This is a genomic window from Streptococcus salivarius, from assembly GCF_002094975.1.
GTDB lineage: Bacteria > Bacillota > Bacilli > Lactobacillales > Streptococcaceae > Streptococcus > Streptococcus salivarius_D.
Genome location: NZ_CP015283.1, coordinates 2051857 through 2078605 on the forward strand (window position 1 = coordinate 2051857; position 26749 = coordinate 2078605).

The window sequence follows — 26749 nt, forward strand, 5'->3', positions numbered from 1 at the left end:
TTATACTCCTACTAAACTCATGATTAATCTAGCTATTCCCACTACAAAAAAGACAAAAAAAACATAATCTAAAATTCCAAATCCAATCTTACAAATATTGGTACGTTTATTTCCTGAAGCTAATCCTCTTGTGATAGCTGCTGCTGATAGTTCCTCGCCAATTCGCACTGAACAAATGAGCATCGGAATCATTTTATACTCCAAAACTTTAGATGCTTTTTTTCCTCCAAAACAAATCCCACGCATTCTCATTGCATCATCTATTGATTGAAATTCCTCTTTTAACATCGGCAAAAACCTAAAAATAACTGTCAATGGAATGATTATTTTTTCAGAAACATGCAGTTTTTCCATTCCGGCTACAAACTCGCTAATCTTAGTCGACTTTACCACATAGTAACCAATTGCTACTGTAGGTATCATTCTTGAAAAAATACTGCCAACAACTATAGCCAATGTCCCAACCAACATGTTGTCCCAAACATAAGGAATATATAAAATACAGTAACTAATCAACAGCCCTATTAAGCTTTTCAGGCAATATGAATACTCTTTTTCTGCCCAAAGCAAAATATATGGTACAACTGTCAAAATCATTTGAAAGACACGCAGTTTTTCTCCACCTAATCGGCTCAAAACAACCAAAGCTGCTATGATAATAAGAAATAGTTTTGTTCTGGGATCGAGCTTAAAAAATTTCCTATTCATTACGCAATTCCCGCTCTTTTAAAATGTTTTTTCAGTAGCACTCTGCCAAGAAGTCCGCCAAATATACCACTCACAAAACAAACTGCAACCAATATCGGCGCCATATATGTAGGAAAAAGCGCTCGTACTGCATTAATATATCCTTCTCCATAAACTTGACGTGTTGACCAATATGCATCTGGGTTAAAGAACAGTTCATAATAGTTACCCCAACACCAAATACTAAAAAAGCCATTTGCCAAAACAGCTAACTTAGCACTTGTAAATCTTCCTTTTGTATAAGTAATATCAGCCAAAAAGCCAAAAAATGTTCCTGTAATAATTGGAATGTATCCCATGCCTGTTAACAGCATAATTAAGCCTAATAAGAATCCCATAATTGTTATCATTCCGAATTTCTTTACTTTTGTTAAAAATAATTCAAAAATAATGCCTCCGACAAGTGGTACAAAAACAGTAAGAAGGACCAAAAAAATCGGTATCATCCCGAGCATTGCAACGGCAAAAACAACAACAAAATATATTGCAGTGAAAACGCCAATATTTATCAAATCTTTTCCATCTAATTTTTTAAATACTTTTCTTTCATTCATAATTTTCTCCTCTTTCTATCTCCGTTATTTCTAATTCTGAATTATTAACTGCACCTTAAATCCATCGTTACCCTTTGCCAATATCGTTTCTCTAATTATATGGTAGATTTCCTTATCAATTAAAAAGACGCTATGATTTCTCAATCGCTTTTACTTCCGAACGTTTCGGCTATCTGCTGTTCTCGGCACTGCACCCCAATAATGGGACAAGAGAAAAACCTCTTATGCGACCAGTTTTCTGTAATCTACAGGAGACTGGTCATTTAATTTCTGTTGAATTCTAGTTTCATTATAAAATAGGATGTAATTTTTAACAATATCTGTTATACTATCCTTAGTTAGGCTTCTCCACTTATGGAGATAGAAGGTTTCAGACTTGAGAACAGAATGGAACCATTCGATACAGGCATTATCTGCTGGTGTTCCTTTTCGGGACATGGAGCGGGTGATGCCTTTTTCTGTACAAGCCTGATAGTAGGCTTTTGAGGTGTAGACAGAGCCCTGGTCGCTGTGTAAAAGTGCTCCTTGAGGTAGCTCAAGTTGATTAAGTGTGTCGAGCACAAAGTCCGTATCTTGGCACTCTGAGATGGTATAAGCTACTATTTCACGATTATAGAGATCCATGATTGAAGATAGATAAAGTCTACAGTTTTCAAAATAGAGGTAGGTGATGTCTGTGACAAGTTTCTCCATAGCCTTGTCTGCCTGGAAATCACGATCCAGCTTATTGTCTGTTACATGGTAAGGCTTCCCTAATTTAGGTCCCTTCTTGGGACGGCCACGGCAAAGGCAACCCTTTTCCTTTTCGCTTCATATAGCTTTCTATGTCAAACAAATTCTTCTTATCATAGTCCTCAAGTAATCTATAGTTCTTATGCTTTGTAATATCGTATTTATCTGAAAGAAAAGGTCTGACACCTCTAAGCTGAAAGATACATTTACTACCGTCCATTACAGTAATCTCATCTTGACTCATCAGTTCTTTGCCTGTCTTTTGATAGTTTAAACCAAAGCTCTTTTGATTTGACCTTGTTTCCGATGTGTTATATAAATCTATCGTTTCTTTTCCCAGTGTTTCAGACAATTCTTTTAGTGTAGTTTGCTCCTTGCCACCAAGAAACAAGGTACTATCACAGTTACCTACGATTGTATCGGCATTATCCTTATAGATTGCCTTTAACTGAGATTGTGCTTGAAGTATGATACTTGCTGAAATCTCTCTACTTCTGATTGTGGCAATCAGCTTTTCAAACTTTGGAATTAAGCCGATATTTGCAAACTCATCAAGAAGGCATCTTACATGAACAGGAAGCCTACCGCCATATACATCATCTGCCTTATCACATAAGAGATTAAAAAGTTGTGAGTACATAATGGATACTACAAAGTTAAAGGTATCATCTGTATCAGAGATAATAACAAAGAGAGCCGTTTTTCTATCCCCCAGTGTATCAAGCTCCAGTTCATCTTCACTCATCAAGTCCCTAAATTCCCTAATATCAAATGGAGCAAGCCTTGCACCACTTTGATGAAATTTTTTAAATCATAAGAATAGAATCTGTTAAGCCACTTTTTGAGCAATCATCACACCAATCGGTGCAAGACCTCCATGTGCCAATTTCATTTCAACTACTGAAAATCCATATTCTTTAATAAAATCTTCAAATTCCTTTTTATCCCATTCTTGATACATCTTAAATCCTAAAATAGACATCAAACTTTTTATCATTTTTCTTTGTTTTCCCTCTTTCCATAGAAAAGTGGGGGCGAACAAAGTCCCATTAGGTTTTAACACCCTATATATTTCTTTCATCGCCTCATCCGGTTTAGGCATAATATGAAGTGCATTAGCAATTAACACACAATCAAATTTTTCATGCGAATAGGATAATGCTACTGCATCGGCTGTTTCAAATGTAAGATTTTCGTATTCCCCACGCTTTTTAGCTTCCTTAATCATTTGTTCGGAAAAATCTGTGCCAATCCAACTTTTCGTATGCTTTGAAAGATTAAACGATAATTGTCCTGAGCCACAAGCAAGTTCAAGCACCTCCATGTCTTTATTCAAATGAGGACGAATGTATTCGCAAACTTTATCATATACTCCTTTGTCTTTTTTCATGAAAGGAGCATATAGCTTAGCAAATTTATCCCAAAATTTTTTATTGCTTTTATCAATCATTTCAACGCTCCTTTAAATATAAAAATGATCCTATCAATCTTTATATTGAGCCTATTTTCTCATTGATACCTTGCAAGAAAGGAATAATAGCTGTTCCTATACCAAGTAGGAATGTCATAAATGCAGAAAGTCATATGCTGTCATTCTTTTCTATTCAATCATTTTGAAGTGTCTCAAGGCATCCATGATAGCTTCTTCTTTTTCAGGTGTACACTGTGGAATAATTTGTTTCTCCTTTTTAGACTTGCTGTAATGTTCTCGTAATTCTATTCCACATTTCCTTTTTATCTGTGCAATATATAATGTCGGAACTTTTAATTCAAATTTATTCCAAACATATTCTTTGATTTGAGCATATGTTGCCTTACTTTCAGCACTGGTCAAATCAAGCTCATCCAGCTCAATTTCAACGTCTATATGCTTATCGACATCGAGTTTGGACAAAAGTGCTACCGTCTCAACATGATGCGTTTGAGGAAACAAATCCACCGGCTGTACTTTTTTCAATTCATAGCCCAACTCTTGATAGAGTTTGATATCACGCGCCATGGTTGCTGGGTTACATGAGACGTAGGTAATCTTCTCTGGTTGCATGGCAACACTGGCTTTGATGAAGCTTTCTGTCAAGCCCTTGCGTGGTGGGTCCACAATGATAACATCTGGTTTGATGCCATCCTTGCTCCACTTGGCCATGGCATTTTCAGCTGAGTCGGCTACATAGTGGGCGTTAGTAATGCCGTTGCGTTCTGCATTTTTCTTAGCATCTTCGACGGCTGTTTCGATGACTTCAACGCCATAGACTTCCTTGACCTGTTTGGCGAATGACAAACCGATTGTCCCGATACCTGAATAGGCATCAATAACAATGCTGTCGCTGTTTAGGTCTGAGAAGTCAATGGCTGTTTGATAGAGTTTTTCAGCCATCTCGGTGTTAACCTGATAGAAAGACTGGGCAGAAATCTCATAGTCATTGCCCAACATACTGTCTGTAATGGTGTCTTGACCATAAAGGGTGCGGAACTCTTTGCCAAAGATGGCGTTAGTGTTCTTATCGTTGATGTTTTGGATGATAGAAACAACACTTGGGAAGGCTTCCGTAATCTTAGCAATGACTTGGTCAATACGGAAAATTTTTGGTCTGGTCGTTACAAAGACCAACATCATCTGACCTGAATAATGGCCTCGACGAACCACCAAGTGACGAATCAAACCTGTCTGCTCCTTCTCGTCGTATGGTTTGAGGTCATAGCGACGGAGAAGGTCACGGACAAAGACAATGAGTTTATCAATTTCCTTGTCTTGGATAAGGAAATCTTCAATTGGAATCAAGTCGTGCGAATTCTTGCGGTAGAAACCTGTTTCAAGCTGACCTTTAACACGGCGAACAGGTACCTGAGCCTTGTTACGGTAGGCGTAAGGCGTCTCCATCCCCAATGTTTCAGCGACCTCTACGTCTGAGATACCTGCTGTCTTATAAAGGTTGTCCACAACTTGTTTACGCTTAAACTTGAGCTGCTCCTCGTAGGTCATATGGCCAAAATCAGCAATCCCTGAACGGAGATAGGTTGCATCAATGTCCTGATTGCGGTTTGGTGAAAGGGTCACATGCTCCTCAACCTTACCAAAGCCGATATTTTTCTTGAGCTTAAGCACGCGCATCTTGATGACTTCACCTGGGAGGGCATTATCCACAAAAAAGACAAAGCCATTCACCTTGGCAACGCCTGCTCCTTCATGTGTCAAATCGACAATTTCAACTTCTACAATATCGTTTTTATTTAACATAATTCAACTTTCTTTACTCTTATAGGGCTTAAACATATCTTCTAAAGCCTTTTACTACCCTCCATTATAGCACATATAAATCAAATTTATGGCTGGCCATAAATAATATAGATTTTTCAGAAAAGTCATACAGTGCTATCATAGGTCCATGACAAAAAATTAAACGACTCAGCAACTTGCTAGATGTCGTTTCTATATAAAGGAGAATAATCATGCCAGATATTACCATTCATACAATCGAAACTGCACCAGAAGAAGTCAAAGACGTCCTTCAAACAGTCAAAGATGCCAATGGGGGATACATTCCAAACTTGATTGGTCTCCTTGCTAATGCGCCAACTGCGCTTGAAACTTACCGTACTGTCGGTGAAATCAACCGTCGCAATTCATTGACACCAACTGAACGTGAGGTTGTTCAAATTACAGCTGCTGTTACTAACGGATGTGCTTTCTGTGTGGCAGGTCACACAGCCTTTTCAATCAAGCAAATCCAAATGACACCACAACTCTTGGAAGCCCTTCGTAACCGTACACCAATCGAAGACGATCCAAAACTTGATACCCTTGCTAAATTCACTATTGCCGTGATCAATACCAAAGGTGCTGTTGGTGACGAAGCCTACAATGACTTCTTGGAAGCTGGCTACACTGCTCAAAATGCCCTTGACGTTATCTTGGGTGTCAGCCTTGCTAGCTTGTGTAACTACGCTAACAATCTCGCACAAACACCGATTAACCCTGAACTTCAAGAATTCGCTTAATTCAAAATCAAAGGATAAACTAGAGGAGGACCTAAGCCTATGTCACATTTTTCAAAAGAATTCCTTACTTGGTTGGATACCAACGCTGACCATATTGACCAAGAGTCTGGACCCATTGCGGACCAACTTCTTGAAAAAATTGCTGAAAACGACGTCTTTAAAATCGGCGTACCTGCTGAGTTTGATGGCCTAGGTGGTGGTCCTACTCAAGTCGTTGATGTGCTTGATGAATTGGCACAACACTCTTTGACAGCTTCCTTTATTTCTTGGGGGCACCGTACTTTCATCGAGTATATCCTTGCGAGTGACAATGCTTACCCTCGTGAAACATGGTTGAAAGAATTGTATACCGGTGAGCGTGCTGGTGGAACTGGCTTGTCAAATGCGGTCAAATTCTTGTCAGATATTGAAGAATTGAATGTTACCATCAGTCAAGAAGGCGATGACTACTATCTCGATGGCCGTTTGCCTTGGGTAACTAACCTACGTTCTGATAAATTCGCCGCTCTCTTTGCTGCTGACTTTAAAGACGGTAGCCAACCTTGGATTATTACTATTCCATCTGAAGCTGAGGGCCTTAGCCGTTCTGAAGATTTGGAATTCGTTTCCCTTCAAGGTGCTAACACTGCCTCTCTTACTTTCGATCACGTTAAGTTAGATCCTAATTGGGTCCTTTCAAAAGAAGGTACGGACTATATTGCCAAAACACGTCCGAACTTCCTTGGCTTCCAATTTGGTCTTGCCTTTGGTTTGGCACAACGTTCTCTTGATGAGGTTGAAGCTAGTCTAAACAGTAACCGTAGCGTTCTTCGTGAAGAATTTGAAACTACACGCAATAACCTTCTTGCTATTCAAGATCAACTCTTTGCGGGTCTTAATGATGCCGATTATTTCATTGACAAACCACGTGAACTTTTCCAATTGCGTATCGATATCGTCGACGTCGTAGCTAACAGCCTGCTCCTCGAACTTCAGGCTAGTGGTGGTCGTGGCTATTTGAAAGAATCAGAGTCAAGCTTTATCCGTCGTTGGAATGAAGGCGTCTTCCTTCCTATTGTATCTCCGAGTGCGGTGCAGCTTCGTCACATTCTTGCAGCTAGCTAGAAAGGCCGGTGGACCAATGAAGGTATTTTTCCAGAAAATTCCCTTGGCCCTATCTAGTCTGGTTCTTGCCCTCTTTAGTTTATCCAATCAAATAAGCCACTATACCCTGATTGCTCAGGGTATTTGGTGTTTAGCCAGTATAGGTTTTATACTTATACTGGGACGCTTGATTCTTGGCTTTGAACAAGTAAGGGAAGATTTGCACAATCCAGTCATTGCTTCAGCCTTTGCTAGCTACTTTATGGCTGCCTTTCTCTTTGCCAGCCACCTTCCACTAGCTCAAATAGGCTTAAGTGTGACTTGGGTTGGGCTCCTTGGACTTTATATTGCCTATATTATTTTTTTCAGTCTGCGTTTTATGCGCCCACTATCTTTGAACCAAGTCTTTCCAAGCTGGTTCGTGATCTACGTTGGACCTGCTATCAGTCTTGTGACAGTACCAGCTAGTGTTCCAACTAGCATCAAGGGACTTATTCTGGGAGTAACGGCATTAGCGACTCTGGCCCTCTTTCCACTTGTTTTGTGGAGAATGAGACAGATAGCCATCCCTCACCTCTATCGACCTATACTTGCTATTTTAGCAGCACCTCTGGCCCTTCTCATTACCAGCTCAATCAAGAGTAATCAAAGACCTGCAACTATTATTTTACTTGCCCTACTCTTATTCTCGCAAGCATTCTTTTTCTATGCTCTTGATCTCTTCGTAAAACTGGTTAGAAAAGGCTTTATGCCACTTTTTGCAGCTTTTAGCTTTCCCTTGGTCAATAGTGTCAATGCTTTTAAGGCAGCCACTACCAGTCTTGGACTAGTCAATCCAGCTACCCAATTAGTTTATAAGGTAGAGTGCGTCTTCGTTCTTGTCATCATGGCCTATTTGCTCTATCATTTTCTAAAACTCTTATACAAGGCGCTTATACAAGCTCTTAATATCAAAAAACAAGCAGGTTCAGTGTGAACCTGCTTTGTTTTCTTATCTAAATCCTAGTTCTTTTAATTTTGACTGATAGTTATCAAAGTCAATTTCAATCCCTTGACCGCCATACAAATCATAGCTGTCAATCCAATCACCATCTGAAGGAATGGTTTGCGAATTGATCCCTTTTTTGAAACTTCCAGCATTTGAAAGTCCCAAGTCCAACATGTCTGTCATACTCATATTGGTTGAGGTTAGAGAGTAGACCTTCCCCAAAGCCTCAGGCCCTTTGAAGAGGCTAAGTGGATTCTTAAGTTGCTTCATGACAGCCTGCATCACTTGTTGCTGGCGCTTGGTACGGCCATAATCTCCCTCGTCATCCTTACGGAAACGGGCATAATTCAGAAGGGTGCGGCCATCCATATCTTGCTTACCAACTTTAATGGTTTGATTTGGCACGTGACCGTTCTTGTTCATCTTCAAATCATCTGGAACTTGAACCGAAGATACTTTTTTACCATCGATGGTCGCAAACTTCGCATTGATTTCTACACCATTTGGGAAGAGGGTATCAACCCCTGTCGCAAAGGTTTCAAAGTCAACCATGGCATAGTACTTGATATCAATATCAAAGTTGCGTTTGAGCGTCTCACGCATGAGCTCTGCCCCTTGATGATTATTTTGCTCACCAATATTGAAAGCCGTATTGAGTTTCAAGTCCTGAGAATAGTCGGTTTCTGAAGCCCCCTTGATATTGACTAAGGTGTCTCGCATAAAGCTAACCATCTTAACCTTACCTTCTTTATTGCCCACATTGACTACCATAATGGAGTCTGTTCTGGCATCGGTAGATTCTTGGCTAACGCGCTGGTCAGAACCTAGAATAAGGATATTGACCCCATCCTTGGTATCCTTACCATTAAAGGTCTCAACTATGGCAGGCTGGTAGGATTTACCATTATTACCCGCGGCAGAAAGGTCTGTTCCCTTGTAAAATTGATAAGCCATGGCTATCACTAGGAACACAACTCCAAGACTCAAGCAACTAAGTACTAGCTTAACAACCTTCTTGAGCCTTCTCTTTTTCTTTGGTCGCTTCTTCTTGGCTACTTGCGACTTGGACCTTGGAGCCGACGTTGCTGAAGGGGACGCTTGTCTTTGAACCTTTTTACGTTTAGGTTGACTTTGAGCAACTTCCTCTCGATAGATGGGAAGCCCTTCCTCTGTCAGCTGATTGGCAGCCTCATAATCACGCTCTTGATAGTAGTCATAACGATTGTCATAAGGCTGACGCCATGCTGCTTGATAGTCCTCTCTTTGCGCTTGATATCTCCGCTCAGCTTCATAGGCATCTAACTTTCCTTGGAGATAATTGAATTCTGAAGCCTGCTGTCCATTCAGGTGAGCAAGATTTTTTAAAAGATAGCTGTAACGTAACCGTTCATGATGTGTAAACGGCCCATTGTTAGATTTGGTCATAAGATTTCCCTTTAAATTTCATAGACTTGGTAAGCACCCAAGATTTTATATCCAATTCCAACTGCAGTTAGCTCTTCAAGAGCGAACTGAGCCAACTTTTCCTTTGTATAATCACAATCAATAATGAAGAAATACTCGCCAAGTACCGTCTTCAAAGGACGGCTTTCAATCTTGGTCAAGTCAATGCCTCGCCAGGCAAAGGTCGATAGGGCCTTGTAAAGTGCCCCTGGCATATTGTCAGGCAGGGTCAAGGCCAGCGTTAATTTACAATCAATCTGATTGAGCAGAATCTCAGGCACAGTGTTCCCCAGCACCCAAAATCGGGTATAATTCTTTTCAATCTCCTGGATATCCTTAGCCAATATTTGAAGACCGTATTCCTTAGCAGCTGCATGAGGAGCGATTGCTGCATAAGTCTGATCTGGATTATCAGCGACAAAACGAGCCGCAAAGGCTGTACTTGCTGTTGTCTCAATCTTGGCATGTGGAAAATGCTGTTTAATATACTTTTTCCCTTGGGCAATGGCCTGTGGGTGTGAGAAGATTTTCTCAATTTTCTCATGATGTTTAGTCGCCATCAACTGCTGCTTGATGGGCTGAACAATCTCTGCCACAGCACGAATATCGGCCTGATGGAAGAGATAGTCTAAACTCTCATGAACAGAGCCCTCAATGGAATTTTCCACCGGAATGACCGCGTAATCCACACGTCCCTCTTCATAAGACTTGATAACCTCAGTAATGGTGCCTAATGAAACCAATTCTGCCTCAGGAAAAGCCTTTAAGGCTGCATTATGTGTAAACGACCCACTTGGGCCCAAATAACCTACATACATTTGATAAACCTTGCTACTTCTTCTGGCGTTCGGTTATCAACTGTGACAACCAAATCTGCTAAATCTTGATAGAGTGCCATTCGACCGTCGTAAATAACCTTAAAATCCTCTTTTGAATGATTGAGAAAGACTGGGCGTTGATTTTTGGTATCCTTTTGAATGCGATCATAGACCACATCGAAAGAAGCATGGAGCCAAACGTTATGCTTACGATTCTTGGCCAAGAGCTGACGATTACGCTCTGTTACAACGACACCACCTCCAGTAGAGATGATGACATCATCTCCCTCTTGAAGAAGTTCTTCCAAAGTCTCAGACTCAATCTGACGAAAGGCTGCCTCACCTTCTTTTGCAAAAAAATCAGCAATGGACATGCCGATTTTCTCCTCGATGACCTGATCCATATCCACGAAACGACCATCCAGGTATGGGGCGACGGAACTCTTACCAACTCCCATAAAGCCCAATAAAACTTTAGCCATTGAGCAATCCTTCCAAGTCACTAAAGAAGCTTGGGTAACTTGTATTGATAGCTTCTGCACGTTGCAAGTCAACCTCACCATCTTGAACCAAGAGGGCAGCAATAGCTGTCATCATACCAATGCGGTGGTCACCAAAGGTATTGACCTCTGCCCCATGAAGAGCGGTCTTACCAGTGATAATCATACCATCCTCAGTTGGTACAATATCAGCACCCATAGCATTCAAGGCATCTGCCACCACCTGAATACGGTCTGTTTCTTTTACCTTGAGTTCCTCAGCATCACGAATCACAGTCTTACCTTGGGCTTGTGTCGCCAAGAGTGTGATAATCGGAAGTTCATCAATCAAACGTGGAATGATATCGCCACCAATTTCAGTTCCTTTAAGTTCTGAAGTTTCAACCGTAATAGTCGCAGATTTAGCAACTTGGTCAATATCTGAAAGGGTAATCTTACCGCCCATATCTTTGATCACATCAATAATACCAGTACGCGTCTCATTGATGCCGACATTTTCCAAGACAATCTTAGAGTTAGGCACCACGAGTCCCGCTACCAACCAAAAGGCCGCTGAAGAAATATCCCCTGGAACCACGACTTCTTGAGCAGTAAAGCTTTGGCCACCAGAAATACGAATTTCCTTGCCATCTACTTGAAGCTGACCACCAAACTGCTGAATCATATCTTCCGTATGATTACGTGTTTTTTCCTTTTCAATGATGACAGATTCGCCATCAGCTTGAAGCGCTGCAAAAATAAGAGCAGATTTTACCTGAGCAGAGGCCACAGGCAATTGGTAATGAATAGGTTTAAGGGACTTGCTACCGTGCATTTTCAATGGTGGCAAATCACGGTCTGTTTGACCAGAAACCTCTACACCCATCTGACGCAAGGGAATGGTCACACGGTCCATAGGACGTTTTGAAAGGGAATCATCTCCAAACATCTCTACATCGAAATCTTGACCTGCAAGCACACCTGAAATCAAGCGAATAGATGTCCCAGAGTTACCCATGTCCAACTTGTTTTGAGGAGCCTTGAGACCATCAAAACCAACACCGTGAATGCGTACCACATCACCATCATCCTCGATAGTCACACCCAAATCACGGAAGACCTGCATAGTTGAGAGGACATCCTCACCTCGTAAAATATCACGAACAGTTGTCACACCTTTGGCAAGACTTCCGAACATGATAGAACGGTGACTGATTGACTTGTCACCAGGGATGCGCAAGCTGCCATGAAGACCTTGAGCCTTGGTTTCTAGTTTCATAGGTTACTCCTAAAAATTTTATAGTTATTCCCATTATACCATATTTGAAAGCCTAACCATAGACTGAATTGTCAAAATATTCACTCGCTTGTATTGCCATACTTTTCTTTCAAGAAGGCAACCGCCTCTTGAACACGGTTCCGAATCAAGTTAGCAGACTCCTGCAAAAGATTTTTTTCCTCAGCCGACAAAGACAAGCGAACGGGAGCAGCCACCCCATGACGCCCTAGGATGACTGGATAGCCAAGATAGGTTTGATAGGCTTCTTGATAGCTTGATACTGCCACTTCTTCTTGAGCATCCGAAAGGATAATAGACACCAAACGAAGAGCCGCACTGGCAATGCCGTAAGACGTATAGCCCTTACCATAAAAGACTTTGTGGCCACCCTTCATGGATGCCATAAACAAATTTTGTCGCTCTTCTTCACTGGTCAATTCTGTAATGTCTTGCCCTTTAACCTTGACTTGACTCCAAGCTGTAAATTGGGAATTCCCATGTTCGCCAAGATTGTAGCCAGATACTGATTTAGGATTTACTGACAAATCATCTCCTACCGCTGCCTTCATTCTCGCCGTATCGAGTAGAGTCCCTGTCCCAATCACACGTTCTCTTGGCCAGCCTGTGAATTCCTGATAGAGGGCTGATACAGCATCTACAGGATTCGAGATAACCAAGAGTATGCCTTTAAAATTCAATTTTTTAAGTGCCTGAGAAACCTGATAAACGGCTTCTCGAGTAAATGGAAATTCAGCAAAGCGATCCTCACCAGCATTATGCTGTAACTGAATGTTTCCAAGAGATGAAATAATCACATCAGCATCTTCAAGTGCCGCATAATCATTGACAACAATGCTTGCATAGCTAGGCAGATTTGCCATGGCATCCTTAAAATCCTGGGCATCTGCCTCGGCCTTCTTCTCATTGATATCTATAAAGACATAGCTATCAGCCAAGCCTTGAGCAATTGCTCCATGAGCTACTGCAGCTCCAACATTTCCCATACCAATAATTCCAATCTTACGACTCATCATTTTCCTCCTTAATATTTCTAGCTTCTTCCTTAGACAATCTCTTTTGAATGCAGAAAAGGGCCTGTCAATTGACACACCCTCTTTGATTAACTATTCAATTCTTGCAAAGGTTTGAAGATGATACGTTCAATATCGTTCAAATAAACAGACAAACCTTGTTGTGCAGTCAAGTATTCTTTCAAAAGGGCATTAGCTTCTACCTTTTGACCCAATTCTTGAACAGCAGCTTGTTCTTCTGCTGTTGGCATTGTACCAGCTTGCATTTTAGCATAGAAATCCTCTTGGAAATCAGTAAACTCTTTGAAAAGAGCGCTAGCTTCAGCATCAGCTGCAATCGCTTCTTTTTTCTCTACCAAAGTTTTGTACTCAGGAAGGGCACGAATGCCACGTTCCAACTCATTTGCTAAATCATAAATATTTGTCATTTTATTCTCCTAGGCGATCACCACATGATAATCCGTATTGGCTTCAATAACAGTCTTAGCATGTGTGCGATCTTTTTCATTTTTAAAAGTAATTTGGAGGATACCGTGAATATCCTCACGATTTTCCTCATTAATACGAAGGTTAACCAAAGACGTTCCTCGCAGCAATTCCATAATGTTAAGGATAACGTCTTCTCGGTCAGGCACATCCACGAAAATATCGAAGGCACTTTCCACGCCACCTTTTTTGTGGATCTCCATCTCTTTACGTTTCTTACGACCGTTGTCAAAGAACTCCCAAATGGCATTCTCATCTTCAGCCTTAATCAAGTCAGCCACATGGTCCAAACGTTTTTTGAAATCTTCAATACGATCCAAAACAGCTGGCCCATTGGTCATGAGAATGGAAGCCCACATGCCAGGTTCACTTTCTGCAATACGGGTCATATCTCGGAAGCCCCCAGCCGCAAAGTGATTGGTCATCTCGTGAGCCTGCGCATAATCAGCTGCCTGCTCCATAAGTCCAGAAGCTAAAAGGTGTGGAAAATGACTGATTTGACTGGTTACACGATCATGTTCAGCCGCATCAATCTCCACATAACGTGATTTAAGCCCTGACAAGATGTCCTTAAGTTCAGGGATAGTTGTCTCTCTTGTTAGACTCGTCGGTGTGAAAATAGAATAGGCATTTTCGAAAAGTGTCACGTCAGCTGCAATAGCCCCTGATTTATGGGAACCAGCCATAGGGTGAGAACCCACAAACTGAACATTTTTACCAGTTAGGTAACGTTCAGCTGCCTCAACGATATCCAACTTAGTAGACCCTGCGTCTGTGATGATGACATCATCTTTGAGATCCAGGTCAGCCAACTCCTTCAAGTAGGCCACCGTTTGCTTAATTGGCACTGCAAGGACAATAACATCCGCGAGGGGAGCAAATTCTTTGAAATCACTTGTTGCACGGTCAACGATGCCACGCTCAAGTGCAATATTTCGAGAATAGTCAGAGCGATTATATCCAAGAATCTCATAATCAGGGTGGTCCCTTTGAATCCCTAAGGCCAAGGAGCCACCAATCAAGCCCAATCCTGCGATATAAATAGTTTTCTTACTCATTACTACTCCCATCTATTGTCTGATGCTGCTTAAAAGTTTTTCACATAGTCACGGTGACGTGCTACCGCTTCTTTCAATTCTTCCATGTTGTCAGAAGAGAATTTGTCCAAGATTTCATTGGCTACGACTGTAGCGACTACGGATTCCATAACGACACCCGCTGCAGGCAAGGCCGTTGGATCTGAACGCTCGACTGTTGCCTTGTATGGTTCATGTGTTTCGATATCTACTGACATCAATGGCTTGTATAGGGTTGGAATAGGTTTCATAACCCCACGGACCACAATCGGTTGCCCGTTGGTCATACCACCTTCAAAACCACCAAGGTTGTTAGTGCGACGTGTATAGCCGTCCTCTTCATTCCAGAGAATCTCGTCCATTACTTGAGAGCCCTTGAGGTAGCCATCCTTGAAACCAAGTCCAAATTCTACACCCTTGAAGGCATTGATGGATACAACAGCTTGAGCAATCTTAGCATCAAGTTTGGTATCCCATTGGACATAAGAACCAAGACCAACAGGGACGCCGCCAACAACAGTTTCAACGACACCACCGATTGTGTCTCCCTCTTTTTTGATTTGGTCAATGTAATCTTTAATTTCTTGTTCACGTTCTTGGTTAACAACTGAAATCTCTGATTGTTGAGCCAATTCCTTGATTTGAGCGACTGTCAAATTCTCAGGCACATCAATTTCCTTACCACCAAAGACAACAACATGGTTAGCAATTTCAATATCAAGCTCAGCCAAGATACGTTTAGCGACAGCACCTACTGCCACACGCATAGTTGTCTCACGCGCACTAGAACGTTCCAATGAATTACGCAAGTCATCGAAACGGTACTTCATTCCACCAACCAAGTCAGCATGTCCTGGACGTGGGTGAGTGATTTTACGTTTGGTTTTCAAACGGTCCTCAATATCTTCCACAGCCATGATATCCAACCATTTTTGATGGTCCTTATTGATAACATGAAGGGTGATTGGAGCCCCTGTTGTTTTCCCATGACGAACACCAGAAGTGATTTCAACCTTATCAGACTCAATTTTCATACGGCCACCACGACCATAGCCACCTTGACGACGTTTCAAATCGCCATTGATATCTTCAGCCGTCAAGGGAAGACCTGCTGGAACACCTTCGATAATTGCTGTTAAACGTGGGCCGTGAGACTCACCTGCTGTTAAATATCTCATTTATTTCTCCAAGTACTCTTTCATTTCAACTAAAGGAATTTGATTGATAGCTGCCTTACCAATCTCTGGAACGATAACCGTCTTAATGCTATTACCACGGGCTTTTTTGTCATGTGTGAGAGCTGTATAAAGCTCCTCAACACGCCATGGCTCATAGTCTACTGGCAAGCCAAATTTGACACACATCTCAGCAATTTGACGTGTGATCCCCTTAGGCATGAGGCCTTTTTCCTCAGCAACTCGTGAAATCTGAACCATTCCGATAGCCACCGCTTCACCGTGCATGACTTTACCGTAACCAGCTGTTTGTTCAACGGCATGCCCAATCGTATGACCAAAGTTTAGATACATACGGACGCCACCTTCAAACTCGTCTTCAACCACAATTTTACGCTTAACGTTACATGAACGATAAATGATAGTTTCTGAATTTTCTAGGATACTGTGAACTGAACCATCAATGCTTTCAAGCAAGTGCCAAAGCTCAGGATCATCAATCAAACCGTATTTGACAACCTCACCCATACCCTCAATCAATTCACGTTTACCAAGTGTCTCAAGGACATTAGGGTCAATCAAGACACCATCAGGCTGAGCGAAAGTTCCCACGATATTTTTAGCAAATGGTGTGTTCACACCTGTCTTACCACCAATAGATGAATCCACTTGGGCAGTTAGACTAGTTGGAACCTGAACGAAGTGAATGCCACGCATATAGGTCGAAGCGACAAAGCCTGCCAAATCACCAACAACGCCACCACCAAGAGCAAGAATGCCATCACTACGAGTCATGCCATTCTTAATCAAAAACTCATAAGCCTTATTAACAGTTTTAAGATTTTTACTTGCTTCACCTTCTAGGAAATCAAAAACGACTACCTCAAAACCTTCGTGCTCCAAGCTAAGCTTAACTTTTTCTGCATATAGAGCCCCCACATGATTGTCCGTGATAAGTGCAATCTTTTGTGGTTCCCAAAGTGACTTCACCCATTGACCGACGGTCTTAAGGGCTCCTTTTTCAATAATAATGTCATAAGGGTTATGTGTTAAATTTACCTCTAGTTTCATAGTCGTCCCCTCCTAGCTATTGTAAATATTTTCTAATTCCTGCCAAATGGCGTCTGTTGGCATGTCCTTGCCGGTCCACAATTTAAAGGCACCTGCTGCTTGATGAAGCAACATGCCAAGTCCATTTACAGCCTCGATTCCCTGTTTTCTAGCCAAGGCCAAGAAAGGTGTTTCAAAAGGCTGATAAATGATATCAGCAACCAAGAGTCCCTTAGGAAATTTTGTGTCTGTAGGAATGGGCAAGGATTCGCCATCCATCCCAACACTCGTCGCATTCACCAATAAATCAGCCTGGCCTAGTTCCTCTTGAAAATACTCAAAATCATTTAAAGCATGAAACTCCAATTGGCAAGTTGCCTGTTCAAGTAAGGACTTAAAACTTTCTTTTGCCTTATCCAATGACTGAGGGCGAACGTAGACACTGACTTTTTTTGCATCATCAAGAACTGCCTGCGTCACAATAGCTTTAGCGGCACCACCAGCACCCAAAATCATCAGATGAGCGTCTCTAGGGCTAAAGTTCTTTAGACTAGCAAAGAAACCAAAACCGTCCGTATTATGACCAATCAAATGACCATCACGATTAACAACTGTATTGACAGCACCAATCAGTTGAGCTGCAGGACTAATCTCATCCAAAAAAGGAATGACTGCTTCCTTATATGGCATCGACAAGTTGATACCGAACATGTTGTAACGTCTAATATTTTCAACTGTCTCGGCTAGGTCTGATTCTGGAATCTCCCAGGCCACATAAACACCATTAACTTGTGTCTTTTCGAAGGCCGAATTATGAATAAATGGCGAAATAGAGTGCTTGATGGGATTGGCGACAACAGCTGCTAGGCGTGTGTGTCCATCAATCTGCATCTAAAATCTCCCTAATTCTACGCATATCTGCTAGACTAATTTGTCCTGGAGCACTGGCATTATCAAGACTAGCAAAGGTCCATGATGAACCCATCAAGTCGCCAGCAAGACGTGACATACGACCAAGTTTACCCATTGACATAGTTGCAAACTCTTGTTCAGGATTATAGGCCTTGAAACCACGTGTGAAGTTCATAAGGTCAATAACATCCTGCTCATGCTTAGGCATAACCGCCACCTTTACCACTCTTGGTGTCAAGTTTGCCATCTCAGATAAAAGTGCCATAAGGTTTTCAGGTGTCTCCTCAAAGTTATGATAAGACAAAACCAAGTTTGAAAATTCGAGCATTTGGTCAAAGACAGCCTTACGTGTGAAATACTCAAAATCAATATAATCTGGCGAATAGATAGCAGCTACATCCTTAATTAGTGCGACGTATTCCGCATCCGTTAACTCAAGCTTGCCACCCTCACGCGTCGTACGGATGGTAAAGACAATCTCAAAGCCTGCGAATTTCTCGAAAATAGCTGGAGCAACCGTTAAGATACTATCCTTATCTAAAAAATCTGCACGCCATTCTATAATGTCTGCCCCCTCAAAACGAGACAGTTCAAGCTCTTGTGCCTCCTCTAAACTAGTTGGCATAATCGGAACTACAATTTTCATTTATTTACCTTTATTGTGTATACTTTCAAATAATTTGATGTTGGATCATTAGGATTGACGGTAAAATCCGCTGGTAATTGTTGCAGGTTAACGAAGTCCGCTGAAACATCTCCCAAGCCCTTACGCAGTTGTTTTTTAAACTGTTGCACGGTCATATTAGCAGCATTGGTACTTGCAATGATTGTCCCATGCTCTGATAAAATATCAAGACTCTGTGCAATTAACTTGTGGTAATCCTTATTTGCTGAGAAGGTGCGTTTCTTATTTCGAGCAAAGCTTGGCGGATCAATGACGATAAGGTCATAAGATAAGCCTTTTTTCTTTGCATATTTGAAATAATCAAAGACATCCATCACGACCAAGCGATGATTGCCCATACTGAAACCATTAGCTTCAAAATGAGCCGTCGATAATTCACGTGAACGCTTAGCCAAATCAACCGATGTCGTTTCAACCGCTCCCCCCATAGCCGCAGCAACTGAAAAAGCTGCCGTATAGGAGAACATATTCAGAACTGATTTACCCAAAGCTAGGCCATTAACTAAACCATCACGCACTTCATGCTGATCAAGGAAAATCCCCGTCATTAGCCCATCATTGAGGAAAACTTCATAAGTTACCCCATTTTCTAAAATGGTGAAGGTATCGGCCGCCTCTTGCCCAAAAAGATGGTCTGATTCGAAATCAAGACCCTTGAAGCGAATTTTCTCATAGCCTCCCAAAACCTCAGGAAAGACCGCTTGGAAAGCCTCTACAATAACATCCTTCAAGGAATAAACAAAGGCATTGTACCATGAAAAGAGGGCGTAATCGCCATATAGATCAATAGTGAGACCACCAAAATCGTCACCATCCTGGTTGAAAAGACGAAAAGCTGTCGTCAACTCATTATCATAATAGGATTGACGTTTGGCCTTAGCCCTTTCAAAAAGTCCTTGAAAATAAGTCACTGTCAATTTTTCTTTATTAGGGGACAGAAACCATCCTATCCCCTTATTTTGACTTGACAAATAGCCCGTTCCTAAAAAATCTTTGGACTGGCTATAAAGGTAAACCAACTGATTATTTTCAGTGATATTTGGAAAATCTTCCGCTAAAAGAAGCTGTTTTCCTTGTTTGATTTTTTTCTCCGCAAAGGGACTTACCGTCAATATACTCATGTTACTATTATACCAAAAAAATGCTATTATTTCTGTTTCGTAACTAGATTTTATCAATTATATGTCAAGGAATATCACACTCAATGGCAGTAAATTTTTGAGAGTCATTATCTTATTTGGTATAATGATTAAGATAATATAGAATCAAAGGAAGTATTACTTTGAAAAAAATTAATGAAGCCTTTTGGAAAGGAGTTTCATCAAGACTTGGATTTATCCTCTTGTTACTCTTCTTTTACTGGCTAAAAACCATATTCGCTTATTACGTCAACATTAATCTTGAGTTGGAAAGCAGATATCAGGTTATGCTTTCGCTGATTAACCCTATTCCACTAGGATTAATGCTTCTAGGTTTAGGACTATACTTTAAGAAACGACGTTTCTTTTATAGCATTACCATTGCTATCTATGTCATCCTTAACCTCTTACTTATCGCTAATGTGATTTACTTTGGAGAGTTTACAGACTTTATCACTGTAAATACCATCCTAGCAAGTTCTAGTTCGGCAGCAGGACTAGGAGACTCCGCCAAGAACCTTCTTGAGCCAAGCTATCTCTTCTACCTGATTGATGTACCTTTCTTCATCTATGCTGGTTTCAGGAAGAAGCTTAAGATGGACAGCAAGCCATTTAACAAACGAGCTAGTTTTGCCGTCACTGCACTGTCGACACTCCTTCTCTCAGTTAACCTCTTCTTAGCGGAAGTTAACCGTGGCGAGTTGTTGACACGTGGTTTCTCAAATAACTATATTGTTCGTGCTATGGGGATTCCCTTCTTCACAGCCTATTCTGGTAACTTAACTTATCAGGCCTCACAGGCTCGTTCATCTGCAACAGCTGAGGATATGAAAAAGGTTGAAGCTTACGTTAAGGAGCACTACGCGGCACCTGATCCTAAGTATTACGGAATTGCTAAAGGAAGAAACGTCATTGTTATTCACTTGGAAAGCTTTCAACAGTTCCTCATAGACTACAAGCTCCAAGTAGACGGTAAAGACTATGAGGTTACTCCATTCATCAATTCCATCTACCACTCAAACGATTCGCTAGCCTTTTCAAACTTTTTCCACCAAGTTAAATCAGGGAAAACTTCTGATGCTGAAACCTTGATGGAAACATCTCTCTTTGGACTAAGTACAGGATCATACATGGTAAACTATGGTGGTACCAATACAGCCTATGCGGCACCATCTATCCTAGCTCAAACAGGTGACTATACGTCAGCTGTTTTCCACGGAAACACTGGATCCTTCTGGAATCGTAATAATACCTATAAACAATGGGGGTATAATTACTTCTTTGACTCATCAGCCTTCACTGAAAAAACTGATGAAAACTCCTTCCAGTATGGTCTAAATGACAAGTACATGTTCCCAGATTCCATCAAATATCTGGAACAAATGCAACAACCTTTCTACGTTAAATACCTTACAGTATCTAACCACTACCCATACACTTCACTCTCAGGCGATGAAAAGGAACAAGGTTTCCCACTCGCTGAAACAAAAGACGAAACAGTCAACGGATATTTTGCAACAGCTAACTATCTTGACTCAGCAATCAAAGACTTCTTTGATTACCTTAAGGAAACTGGTCTTTACGACAACTCAATTATTGTCATGTACGGTGACCACTATGGTATCTCTGATACACGAAGTAGCAATCTTGCTGAACTTCTCGGTAAGAACCCTGAAACTTGGTCAAACTATGATAAGGCCATGCTTCAACGTGTTCCTTACATGATTCATATTCCAGGATATACTGGTGGTGGCATCTCTAACACCTTTGGCGGTGAGGTCGATGCCCTTCCAACTCTCCTTCACATTCTTGGTGTTGACACTAGCTCTTATATCCAGATGGGACAAGACCTCCTATCTCCTGATAACAAGCAAATTGTCGCATTTAGAACCTCAGGTCAATATGTTACTCCTCAATACACTAGCTATTCTGGTCGACTCTATAATACTCAAACAGGGGAAGAAATTACCAACCCTGATGAAACGACTAAAAAGGATAACGAAGCCATTCGTAAGGCAGTAGCCACTCAGCTTTCAATGAGTGACGCTGTTCAAACAGGTGACCTCCTTCGTTTCTATACACCAAATGGTTTGAAACCTGTTGATTCTAGCAAGATTTCCTACACGAAACAGATGGATCAACTGAAACAGATCAACAAAAAGCTGAAAGATAAATCAACTAGCCTCTACAAGCAGAAAGGCAATAAATCAACAGCTGATCTATTCAAGACGCCATCTTACAAGGAGCTACATCCTGTAGAATCCGAATCAAGCTCTAGCTCAAGTTCGGGTGAATCAGAGCCAAGCAGCTCTTCAACGGAACAACAATAACCCCTAAAGGCAGTCCAATATGGACTGCCTTTTTAGATTAAACAAGTCTCAATAGTGCTTAACTGGAAAATTGTAACTCTCATATCAGTCGCTTCAAACATATTTCTTGCTAGTTTGCTATAAGCGTGATTAAATAGGATTTGTAAGAAAACTTATAAAGGAGAACCGATATGAATCCAATGGAATTATTTAACCAAGTAAAAGAAATGATCGAAAAGAAAGATTTCGAAGCTGCTAAAAAGTTTGTCGATGAAAACAAAGATGATTTGGGCGAGTACTTCGACCAAGCTAAATCTCTTGTTTCAGGTAACGAAATGGTCAGTGGAGCTTTAGACAAGATTAAAGGCCTATTCTAAGACGAAATCCCCGCAATCAATAGGATTGCAGGGATTTTTTATATTTAGAAGTCCTATTTAGAGACGGTGCCCATCTTAGTCTAAAATTTTTTAGAACAAGCAAAAAAAAGAGATTCCCTAAGGAACCTCTTTTCATTCTATATGACTATAGAATTATTTTTTCAAGTTGTAGAATGATTTTAAACCACGGTATTCTGCAACTTCACCAAGTTGGTCTTCGATACGAAGCAATTGGTTGTATTTAGCGATACGGTCAGTACGTGACAATGAACCTGTCTTGATTTGACCAGCGTTAGTTGCAACTGCGATATCAGCGATTGTTGAATCTTCAGTTTCACCTGAACGGTGTGATACTACTGCTGTGTATCCAGCTTCTTTCGCCATTTCGATAGCGTCGAAAGTTTCAGTCAAAGTACCGATTTGGTTAACTTTGATAAGGATTGAGTTAGCAGCGTGTTCTGCAATACCTTTTTCAAGGTAAGCTGTGTTAGTTACGAAGAAGTCGTCACCAACCAATTGAACTTTACCACCAAGACGTTCAGTAAGAGCTTTCCAACCGTCCCAGTCGTTTTCGTCCATACCATCTTCGATAGTGATGATTGGGTATTTGTTAACCAATTCTTCAAGGTAGTCGATTTGTTCTGCAGCAGTACGAACAGCAGCGCCTTCACCTTCAAATTTAGTGTAGTCGTAAACTTTACGTTCTGCATCGTAGAATTCAGATGATGCACAGTCAAATCCGATAAATACGTCTTTACCTGGTACATATCCAGCAGCTTCGATAGCTTTGATGATAGTTTCAACACCATCTTCAGTTCCGTCGAAACGAGGTGCGAAACCACCTTCGTCACCTACGGCTGTTTCAAGTCCACGTTCTTTAAGGATTTTCTTAAGTGCGTGGAAGATTTCAGCACCCCAACGAAGAGCTTCTTTGAATGTTGGTGCACCAGCAGGTACGATCATGAATTCTTGGAAAGCGATTGGAGCGTCTGAGTGAGAACCACCGTTGATGATGTTCATCATTGGAGTTGGAAGAACTTTAGTGTTGAATCCGCCAAGGTAGCTGTAAAGTGGAACTTCAAGGTAGTCAGCAGCTGCGCGTGCTACAGCGATAGACACACCAAGAATAGCGTTGGCACCAAGTTTACCTTTGTTTGGAGTACCGTCAAGAGCGATCATTGCGCGGTCAATACCTTGTTGATCACGTACGTCGAATCCGATGATGTGTTCAGCAATAACGTTGTTTACGTTATCAACTGCTTTTTGAGTACCAAGACCACCGTAACGAGCTTTGTCACCATCACGAAGTTCTACTGCTTCGTGTTCACCAGTTGAAGCTCCTGAAGGAACCATACCGCGACCGAATGCACCAGATTCAGTGTAAACTTCTACTTCAAGTGTTGGGTTACCGCGTGAGTCAAGGACTTCGCGTGCGTAAACATCAGTAATAATTGACATTACAATACTCTCCTTATGAGTTAAAATTTTTTACACCTATATATTACCATAATATCAAGGCTTAAGCAAATTAAAACCAGAATTTTCTAGCGATTTTCTATTTTTTAATATTTTCAATTGTTTTTGAAAATCTCAGAAAACGACCCGAATGAAAAGGAATTCAAAATATTGTATAATACAAGTAGAAAACTTACAGGAGATTCCTATGACTTCACTTGAAAACAAAGTACTCCAATGCGCTAGTGGCGAAAAACGCCTTAATCCCGATGAACTTCGTCAGTATTTTGGAACCTATGCGGAACGTGTAGTCCTAGCTGTTCTATTGGAAAATGCTGAAAAGAAAACTGTAATTGACCATTTTCCGCAGATTTTAAAAGACTTGCAAGCCGTTTACCCGAATCTTAGTCTCAAGCTATCGCCAAAATTAGCTGACCAGATACAATTTACCTATATCAAAACGGCTCAAGCACTCAACATTTCAGCTACTATCGTAGACGAGGCCAAGGCCCATTCACCATACGGTCTTATTGTACATAGTAATCAAGCAGAAAACCTTGATAAAGTATTATTTTCTGAGCTCTATCCTGATATCCTTGCTCCTACAGAAACTGAACCTGTTACTGAAAAAAAGGGATTTTTCGCTAAACTATTTGGAAAATAAAAGCTGACGCAAGGTCAGCTTTTTCTTATATCACAATGTTTTACTGAGCTTGATGAGATTTCCAACATTGAGTCCTGTTCGATAGAGATTCTCTTTAGCAGCAGCTAAAACTTGGTCTAAGTCTGCTACTTTTCCAATAATGGGAAAGGCAGCTGAAATGCCTGCTACCGGAAAATCAGGCAAATCATCCTTCAAACTACCGCAGATAGCAATGACAGGAATAGCTGATGGTGTCCGCCTAGCCACCCCGACCGGTGCCTTACCAGATAAGGACTGGCTATCCATACGTCCTTCCCCTACTATAACCAAATCAGCATACTTCACACGTTGGTCAAAATCAACACAATCAAGTACAAAGTCAATCCCTGATTTAATTTCTGCATCTGCAAAGGCCACCAGGCCTGCAGCCATGCCTCCCCCCGCTCCGGAACCAGCCAGTTTTAAAACTTCAGGAGCAAAGTCAGTGTAGAATTGTGACATATCTTGGTCAACTTTTTTAAATTGTGAAGGAGACAAGCCTTTTTGTTCACCAAAAATATAGGTCGCTCCATGTTGACCACACAAGGGGTTGTCTACATCAGTAATCAGACGAATGGTGACACCAGACAAATCAAGCTTATTTTCAGAGGAAACCTTTTTAATGAGACCAAGATTAGCACCTATTGGCTCAAGCTCCTGTCCCTCAGAATCATAAAAACGATAACCCAATCCATATGCCATACCAATACCACCATCATTGGTAGCAGATCCACCTACGCCTATAATAAAATCTCGGACGCCAGATTGAACCAAATGAACAATTAGTTCACCTACTCCTTGTGTCGTTAGAGCTAGAGGATTTCGTTTCTCCTTAGAAATATGCTCCAAGCCACAAATCGCAGCCATTTCAAAAATGGCAGTCTGGCCATTGCTAGCAAAAAAAACACTTCCATCACTTGTATAGGCATGAGGAATCTTGATACTTTTCTTCTCAAGATTTAGATTTTCAGCAAGAGCATCTAAGGTGCCTTCGCCACCATCGCCTATTGGCATGAGGTCAAAATCAGCGTTGGGTAAAGCATTTTCAAAGCCTGATTTAAGAGCTAAGGCGACCTCTTTTGCAGATAAGCTCTCCTTAAATGAATCAGGTGCAATCAAAATTCGCATGATGTCCTCCTTCTATTTTTCTTTTAGGTAAGGGGATAAAGCCTGAACTAACTCTTCTGTCATATGTCGAGGACCTCGAACAGTTTTAATACCTAAACACTTTAGTCTATCACTATCAAAGTCAGTGTCAATAAAAGTGTATAAGGGTTTAATCCGCATCAACTCTCTAATACTCTCCTCTTCACGATAACCTTGATTAGGGATATTTGCCTCTAAAACCTGACAGAGGTAACGGATGGCCTTGGTAGGTGCCGTAATATAGATAGCCACAAAATCTCCCTTTTGCATACTAGCTTTCTGTGTCCAAAGAATCTCCTCATTTGCGGAAAACTCCTCCCCAATATCGTAGTATTTCAAATTTACCGGGATAATCCAATAATGAGGCTCCGAAGCCTTTCTAAGATGTTTTGGGGCCACCAGGGAGCGACTTTCACTAAGAAGCTCAAAAATGGTATGGTCCGACAATGTCTCATCTAAAACAAGACTAACCCAGGTCTTCTTGGACATATGGTAACTAGGAAAAACGCCATCCATTTTCAAGAGTTTATCCATTTGCTTCGGATTAACCTTGAGGTTAACCACATCATATGTTAATTCCGCCTTTTCTCCATCAAGCCCTAGTTTTTCTCCCTTAAGAGGAAAAAACAAGGCATACCATTTACCATCAACTCTAAAAGATAGATAGCTTGGTTCCTTCTCGAAAGGATGGTCTGCTTGGTCTGAAAATTCTTGAACTAAAAACTTAGCCAGGCGATTAGCTTGTGGAGATGAGAATAATTGATCTTCATAACAAGAATCAGCTACCTGTGACAGAAGTTCTCCATAAGCTTCTCTGACTTGACCAACGTAAGTTCCAGTAGCCTGAGGACTCCTGAAGATATCATAAGGCTCATCAAGATCACTATCGACAACCTGTCCCGTCAACTTACCTTCTAAATCAATAAACAATCGAGCTTCAAGTTCTTCAGCTATCAGTGTTTTTCTGAACTCGTAGCCTTGCTCGGTAGCTGTAAAACCAAAAGTCTCTAGGCTATCAGGTTTTAGGACTTTCTTTTTAAAATAAGCATCCTCAAAAGTCATTGGTTCTCCCTTTTTCTAAAAAAGAGAAGTTGAGACAAACTTATG

At 41.1% G+C, this 26749-nt stretch carries 25 protein-coding genes and 2 pseudogenes; 6 read left to right on the forward strand and 21 right to left on the reverse strand.

The window, feature by feature from the left end:
- The 6 genes and pseudogenes from V471_RS09645 to rlmD form a co-directional block, all read right to left on the reverse strand.
- Nucleotides 1-708: an energy-coupling factor transporter transmembrane component T gene (locus V471_RS09645; RefSeq protein ID WP_084871453.1), complete on the reverse strand. Its 708-nt coding sequence runs from the start codon at nucleotides 706-708 to the stop codon at nucleotides 1-3.
- Nucleotides 708-1301, reverse strand: a complete 594-nt coding sequence (locus V471_RS09650; protein WP_084871454.1) for an MptD family putative ECF transporter S component — start codon at nucleotides 1299-1301, stop codon at nucleotides 708-710. The genes V471_RS09645 and V471_RS09650 overlap by 1 nt, the downstream gene beginning before the upstream one ends.
- Nucleotides 1302-1523: 222 nt before the next feature.
- Nucleotides 1524-2087: pseudogene (locus V471_RS09655) on the reverse strand (IS3 family transposase); the annotation flags it as partial.
- A pseudogene (locus V471_RS09660) lies at nucleotides 2059-2823 on the reverse strand (VirD4-like conjugal transfer protein, CD1115 family); the annotation flags it as partial. The pseudogenes V471_RS09655 and V471_RS09660, both read right to left, overlap by 29 nt.
- A 39-nt stretch (nucleotides 2824-2862) precedes the next feature.
- Entirely contained in the window at nucleotides 2863-3483 is a 621-nt protein-coding gene (locus V471_RS09665) for a class I SAM-dependent methyltransferase (RefSeq protein ID WP_002890480.1), read from the reverse strand.
- A gap of 150 nt (nucleotides 3484-3633) precedes the next feature.
- Entirely contained in the window at nucleotides 3634-5268 is a 1635-nt protein-coding gene (rlmD, locus tag V471_RS09670) for a 23S rRNA (uracil(1939)-C(5))-methyltransferase RlmD (RefSeq protein WP_084871456.1), read from the reverse strand.
- A 212-nt stretch (nucleotides 5269-5480) separates the two neighbouring features.
- Here rlmD and V471_RS09675 point away from each other — a divergent pair, with 212 nt between their 5' ends.
- From V471_RS09675 to V471_RS09685, 3 genes are read left to right on the forward strand one after another with little or no spacing between them, the layout of a single operon-like run.
- Entirely contained in the window at nucleotides 5481-6029 is a 549-nt protein-coding gene (locus tag V471_RS09675) for a carboxymuconolactone decarboxylase family protein (protein WP_002885920.1), read from the forward strand.
- 39 nt (nucleotides 6030-6068) lie between these two features.
- The gene (locus tag V471_RS09680) at nucleotides 6069-7133 is read left to right on the forward strand and encodes an acyl-CoA dehydrogenase family protein (RefSeq protein WP_084871457.1); all 1065 of its coding nucleotides are present in this window, start codon (nucleotides 6069-6071) and stop codon (nucleotides 7131-7133) included.
- A gap of 16 nt (nucleotides 7134-7149) precedes the next feature.
- The gene (locus V471_RS09685) at nucleotides 7150-8088 is read left to right on the forward strand and encodes an SLAC1 family transporter (protein ID WP_084871458.1); all 939 of its coding nucleotides are present in this window, start codon (nucleotides 7150-7152) and stop codon (nucleotides 8086-8088) included.
- Between the two features lie 15 nt (nucleotides 8089-8103).
- On the opposite strand, the gene V471_RS09690 is transcribed toward V471_RS09685, so the two are convergent.
- The 12 genes from V471_RS09690 to V471_RS09745 all read right to left on the reverse strand — a co-directional run bounded on the left by V471_RS09690 (nucleotide 8104) and on the right by V471_RS09745 (nucleotide 19655).
- Nucleotides 8104-9525 (reverse strand): LCP family protein, encoded by a 1422-nt coding sequence (locus V471_RS09690; protein WP_084871459.1) that lies wholly within the window; start codon nucleotides 9523-9525, stop codon nucleotides 8104-8106.
- Nucleotides 9526-9536: 11 nt separating this feature from the next.
- Nucleotides 9537-10361, reverse strand: a complete 825-nt coding sequence (gene pheA / locus V471_RS09695) for a prephenate dehydratase (protein WP_070847378.1) — start codon at nucleotides 10359-10361, stop codon at nucleotides 9537-9539.
- Nucleotides 10352-10843 carry a shikimate kinase gene (locus V471_RS09700; RefSeq protein ID WP_048790544.1) on the reverse strand — a complete coding sequence of 164 codons (492 nt, stop codon included), beginning with the start codon at nucleotides 10841-10843 and terminating at the stop codon, nucleotides 10352-10354. Before V471_RS09700 ends, pheA begins: the two co-directional genes overlap by 10 nt.
- Nucleotides 10836-12119 carry a 3-phosphoshikimate 1-carboxyvinyltransferase gene (gene aroA, locus V471_RS09705; RefSeq protein WP_003093644.1) on the reverse strand — a complete coding sequence of 428 codons (1284 nt, stop codon included), beginning with the start codon at nucleotides 12117-12119 and terminating at the stop codon, nucleotides 10836-10838. The genes V471_RS09700 and aroA overlap by 8 nt, the downstream gene beginning before the upstream one ends.
- Nucleotides 12120-12199: 80 nt before the next feature.
- The gene (locus V471_RS09710; RefSeq protein ID WP_070847375.1) at nucleotides 12200-13150 is read right to left on the reverse strand and encodes an L-lactate dehydrogenase; all 951 of its coding nucleotides are present in this window, start codon (nucleotides 13148-13150) and stop codon (nucleotides 12200-12202) included.
- 89 nt (nucleotides 13151-13239) lie between these two features.
- Complete coding sequence (locus tag V471_RS09715; RefSeq protein ID WP_070847373.1) at nucleotides 13240-13578, reverse strand: YlbF/YmcA family competence regulator; 339 nt, start codon at nucleotides 13576-13578, stop codon at nucleotides 13240-13242.
- A 9-nt stretch (nucleotides 13579-13587) separates the two neighbouring features.
- Entirely contained in the window at nucleotides 13588-14694 is a 1107-nt protein-coding gene (locus tag V471_RS09720) for a prephenate dehydrogenase (RefSeq protein WP_084871460.1), read from the reverse strand.
- Nucleotides 14695-14723: 29 nt separating this feature from the next.
- The gene (gene aroC, locus V471_RS09725; protein ID WP_003094323.1) at nucleotides 14724-15890 is read right to left on the reverse strand and encodes a chorismate synthase; all 1167 of its coding nucleotides are present in this window, start codon (nucleotides 15888-15890) and stop codon (nucleotides 14724-14726) included.
- Nucleotides 15891-16958 (reverse strand): 3-dehydroquinate synthase, encoded by a 1068-nt coding sequence (aroB, locus tag V471_RS09730; RefSeq protein WP_013990891.1) that lies wholly within the window; start codon nucleotides 16956-16958, stop codon nucleotides 15891-15893.
- Between the two features lie 12 nt (nucleotides 16959-16970).
- Nucleotides 16971-17828, reverse strand: a complete 858-nt coding sequence (locus V471_RS09735) for a shikimate dehydrogenase (RefSeq protein WP_070577874.1) — start codon at nucleotides 17826-17828, stop codon at nucleotides 16971-16973.
- Nucleotides 17818-18495 (reverse strand): type I 3-dehydroquinate dehydratase, encoded by a 678-nt coding sequence (gene aroD / locus V471_RS09740; RefSeq protein WP_070850334.1) that lies wholly within the window; start codon nucleotides 18493-18495, stop codon nucleotides 17818-17820. Before aroD ends, V471_RS09735 begins: the two co-directional genes overlap by 11 nt.
- Entirely contained in the window at nucleotides 18492-19655 is a 1164-nt protein-coding gene (locus V471_RS09745; protein ID WP_013990894.1) for a class I SAM-dependent rRNA methyltransferase, read from the reverse strand. Before V471_RS09745 ends, aroD begins: the two co-directional genes overlap by 4 nt.
- Before the next feature lie 161 nt (nucleotides 19656-19816).
- On the opposite strand from V471_RS09745, the gene V471_RS09750 reads away from it, so the two are divergent.
- Nucleotides 19817-22003, forward strand: a complete 2187-nt coding sequence (locus tag V471_RS09750; protein WP_084871461.1) for an LTA synthase family protein — start codon at nucleotides 19817-19819, stop codon at nucleotides 22001-22003.
- 170 nt (nucleotides 22004-22173) lie between these two features.
- Nucleotides 22174-22359, forward strand: coding sequence for a hypothetical protein (locus V471_RS09755; RefSeq protein ID WP_002886071.1), 186 nt, complete (start codon nucleotides 22174-22176; stop codon nucleotides 22357-22359).
- A 153-nt stretch (nucleotides 22360-22512) separates the two neighbouring features.
- Here the strand turns inward: V471_RS09755 and eno are convergent, their stop codons facing one another.
- The gene (gene eno, locus V471_RS09760) at nucleotides 22513-23817 is read right to left on the reverse strand and encodes a surface-displayed alpha-enolase (protein WP_002886048.1); all 1305 of its coding nucleotides are present in this window, start codon (nucleotides 23815-23817) and stop codon (nucleotides 22513-22515) included.
- Nucleotides 23818-24022: 205 nt separating this feature from the next.
- Between eno and V471_RS09765 the strand changes: the two genes are divergently transcribed.
- Entirely contained in the window at nucleotides 24023-24478 is a 456-nt protein-coding gene (locus tag V471_RS09765) for a YueI family protein (protein WP_049528980.1), read from the forward strand.
- A gap of 30 nt (nucleotides 24479-24508) precedes the next feature.
- Here V471_RS09765 and V471_RS09770 read toward each other — a convergent pair whose 3' ends face one another.
- Both V471_RS09770 and V471_RS09775 read right to left on the reverse strand, forming a co-directional pair.
- Nucleotides 24509-25624: a glycerate kinase gene (locus V471_RS09770; RefSeq protein ID WP_049528977.1), complete on the reverse strand. Its 1116-nt coding sequence runs from the start codon at nucleotides 25622-25624 to the stop codon at nucleotides 24509-24511.
- Between the two features lie 12 nt (nucleotides 25625-25636).
- Nucleotides 25637-26704 carry an MmcQ/YjbR family DNA-binding protein gene (locus V471_RS09775; RefSeq protein ID WP_049528974.1) on the reverse strand — a complete coding sequence of 356 codons (1068 nt, stop codon included), beginning with the start codon at nucleotides 26702-26704 and terminating at the stop codon, nucleotides 25637-25639.
- Between the last annotated feature and the right edge of the window lie 45 nt (nucleotides 26705-26749).

Excerpts from the sequence above, each read along its gene's own strand:
- V471_RS09775 (WP_049528974.1), bottom strand. The coding sequence starts at position 26,704 with ATGACTTTTGAGGATGCTTATTTTAAAAAGAAAGTCCTAAAACCTGAT.
- V471_RS09710 (WP_070847375.1), bottom strand. The coding sequence starts at position 13,150 with ATGAGTCGTAAGATTGGAATTATTGGTATGGGAAATGTTGGAGCTGCA.
- rlmD (WP_084871456.1), bottom strand. The coding sequence starts at position 5,268 with ATGTTAAATAAAAACGATATTGTAGAAGTTGAAATTGTCGATTTGACA.
- V471_RS09645 (WP_084871453.1), bottom strand. The coding sequence starts at position 708 with ATGAATAGGAAATTTTTTAAGCTCGATCCCAGAACAAAACTATTTCTT.
- V471_RS09700 (WP_048790544.1), bottom strand. The coding sequence starts at position 10,843 with ATGGCTAAAGTTTTATTGGGCTTTATGGGAGTTGGTAAGAGTTCCGTC.
- eno (WP_002886048.1), bottom strand. The coding sequence starts at position 23,817 with ATGTCAATTATTACTGATGTTTACGCACGCGAAGTCCTTGACTCACGC.
- V471_RS09735 (WP_070577874.1), bottom strand. The coding sequence starts at position 17,828 with ATGCAGATTGATGGACACACACGCCTAGCAGCTGTTGTCGCCAATCCC.
- V471_RS09765 (WP_049528980.1), top strand. The coding sequence starts at position 24,023 with ATGACTTCACTTGAAAACAAAGTACTCCAATGCGCTAGTGGCGAAAAA.
- aroA (WP_003093644.1), bottom strand. The coding sequence starts at position 12,119 with ATGAAACTAGAAACCAAGGCTCAAGGTCTTCATGGCAGCTTGCGCATC.
- V471_RS09650 (WP_084871454.1), bottom strand. The coding sequence starts at position 1,301 with ATGAATGAAAGAAAAGTATTTAAAAAATTAGATGGAAAAGATTTGATA.
- V471_RS09770 (WP_049528977.1), bottom strand. The coding sequence starts at position 25,624 with ATGCGAATTTTGATTGCACCTGATTCATTTAAGGAGAGCTTATCTGCA.
- V471_RS09690 (WP_084871459.1), bottom strand. The coding sequence starts at position 9,525 with ATGACCAAATCTAACAATGGGCCGTTTACACATCATGAACGGTTACGT.
- V471_RS09675 (WP_002885920.1), top strand. The coding sequence starts at position 5,481 with ATGCCAGATATTACCATTCATACAATCGAAACTGCACCAGAAGAAGTC.
- V471_RS09665 (WP_002890480.1), bottom strand. The coding sequence starts at position 3,483 with ATGATTGATAAAAGCAATAAAAAATTTTGGGATAAATTTGCTAAGCTA.
- aroD (WP_070850334.1), bottom strand. The coding sequence starts at position 18,495 with ATGAAAATTGTAGTTCCGATTATGCCAACTAGTTTAGAGGAGGCACAA.
- V471_RS09715 (WP_070847373.1), bottom strand. The coding sequence starts at position 13,578 with ATGACAAATATTTATGATTTAGCAAATGAGTTGGAACGTGGCATTCGT.
- aroB (WP_013990891.1), bottom strand. The coding sequence starts at position 16,958 with ATGAAACTAGAGGTAAATTTAACACATAACCCTTATGACATTATTATT.
- V471_RS09680 (WP_084871457.1), top strand. The coding sequence starts at position 6,069 with ATGTCACATTTTTCAAAAGAATTCCTTACTTGGTTGGATACCAACGCT.
- aroC (WP_003094323.1), bottom strand. The coding sequence starts at position 15,890 with ATGAGATATTTAACAGCAGGTGAGTCTCACGGCCCACGTTTAACAGCA.
- V471_RS09755 (WP_002886071.1), top strand. The coding sequence starts at position 22,174 with ATGAATCCAATGGAATTATTTAACCAAGTAAAAGAAATGATCGAAAAG.
- V471_RS09720 (WP_084871460.1), bottom strand. The coding sequence starts at position 14,694 with ATGAGTAAGAAAACTATTTATATCGCAGGATTGGGCTTGATTGGTGGC.
- V471_RS09745 (WP_013990894.1), bottom strand. The coding sequence starts at position 19,655 with ATGAGTATATTGACGGTAAGTCCCTTTGCGGAGAAAAAAATCAAACAA.
- V471_RS09685 (WP_084871458.1), top strand. The coding sequence starts at position 7,150 with ATGAAGGTATTTTTCCAGAAAATTCCCTTGGCCCTATCTAGTCTGGTT.
- pheA (WP_070847378.1), bottom strand. The coding sequence starts at position 10,361 with ATGTATGTAGGTTATTTGGGCCCAAGTGGGTCGTTTACACATAATGCA.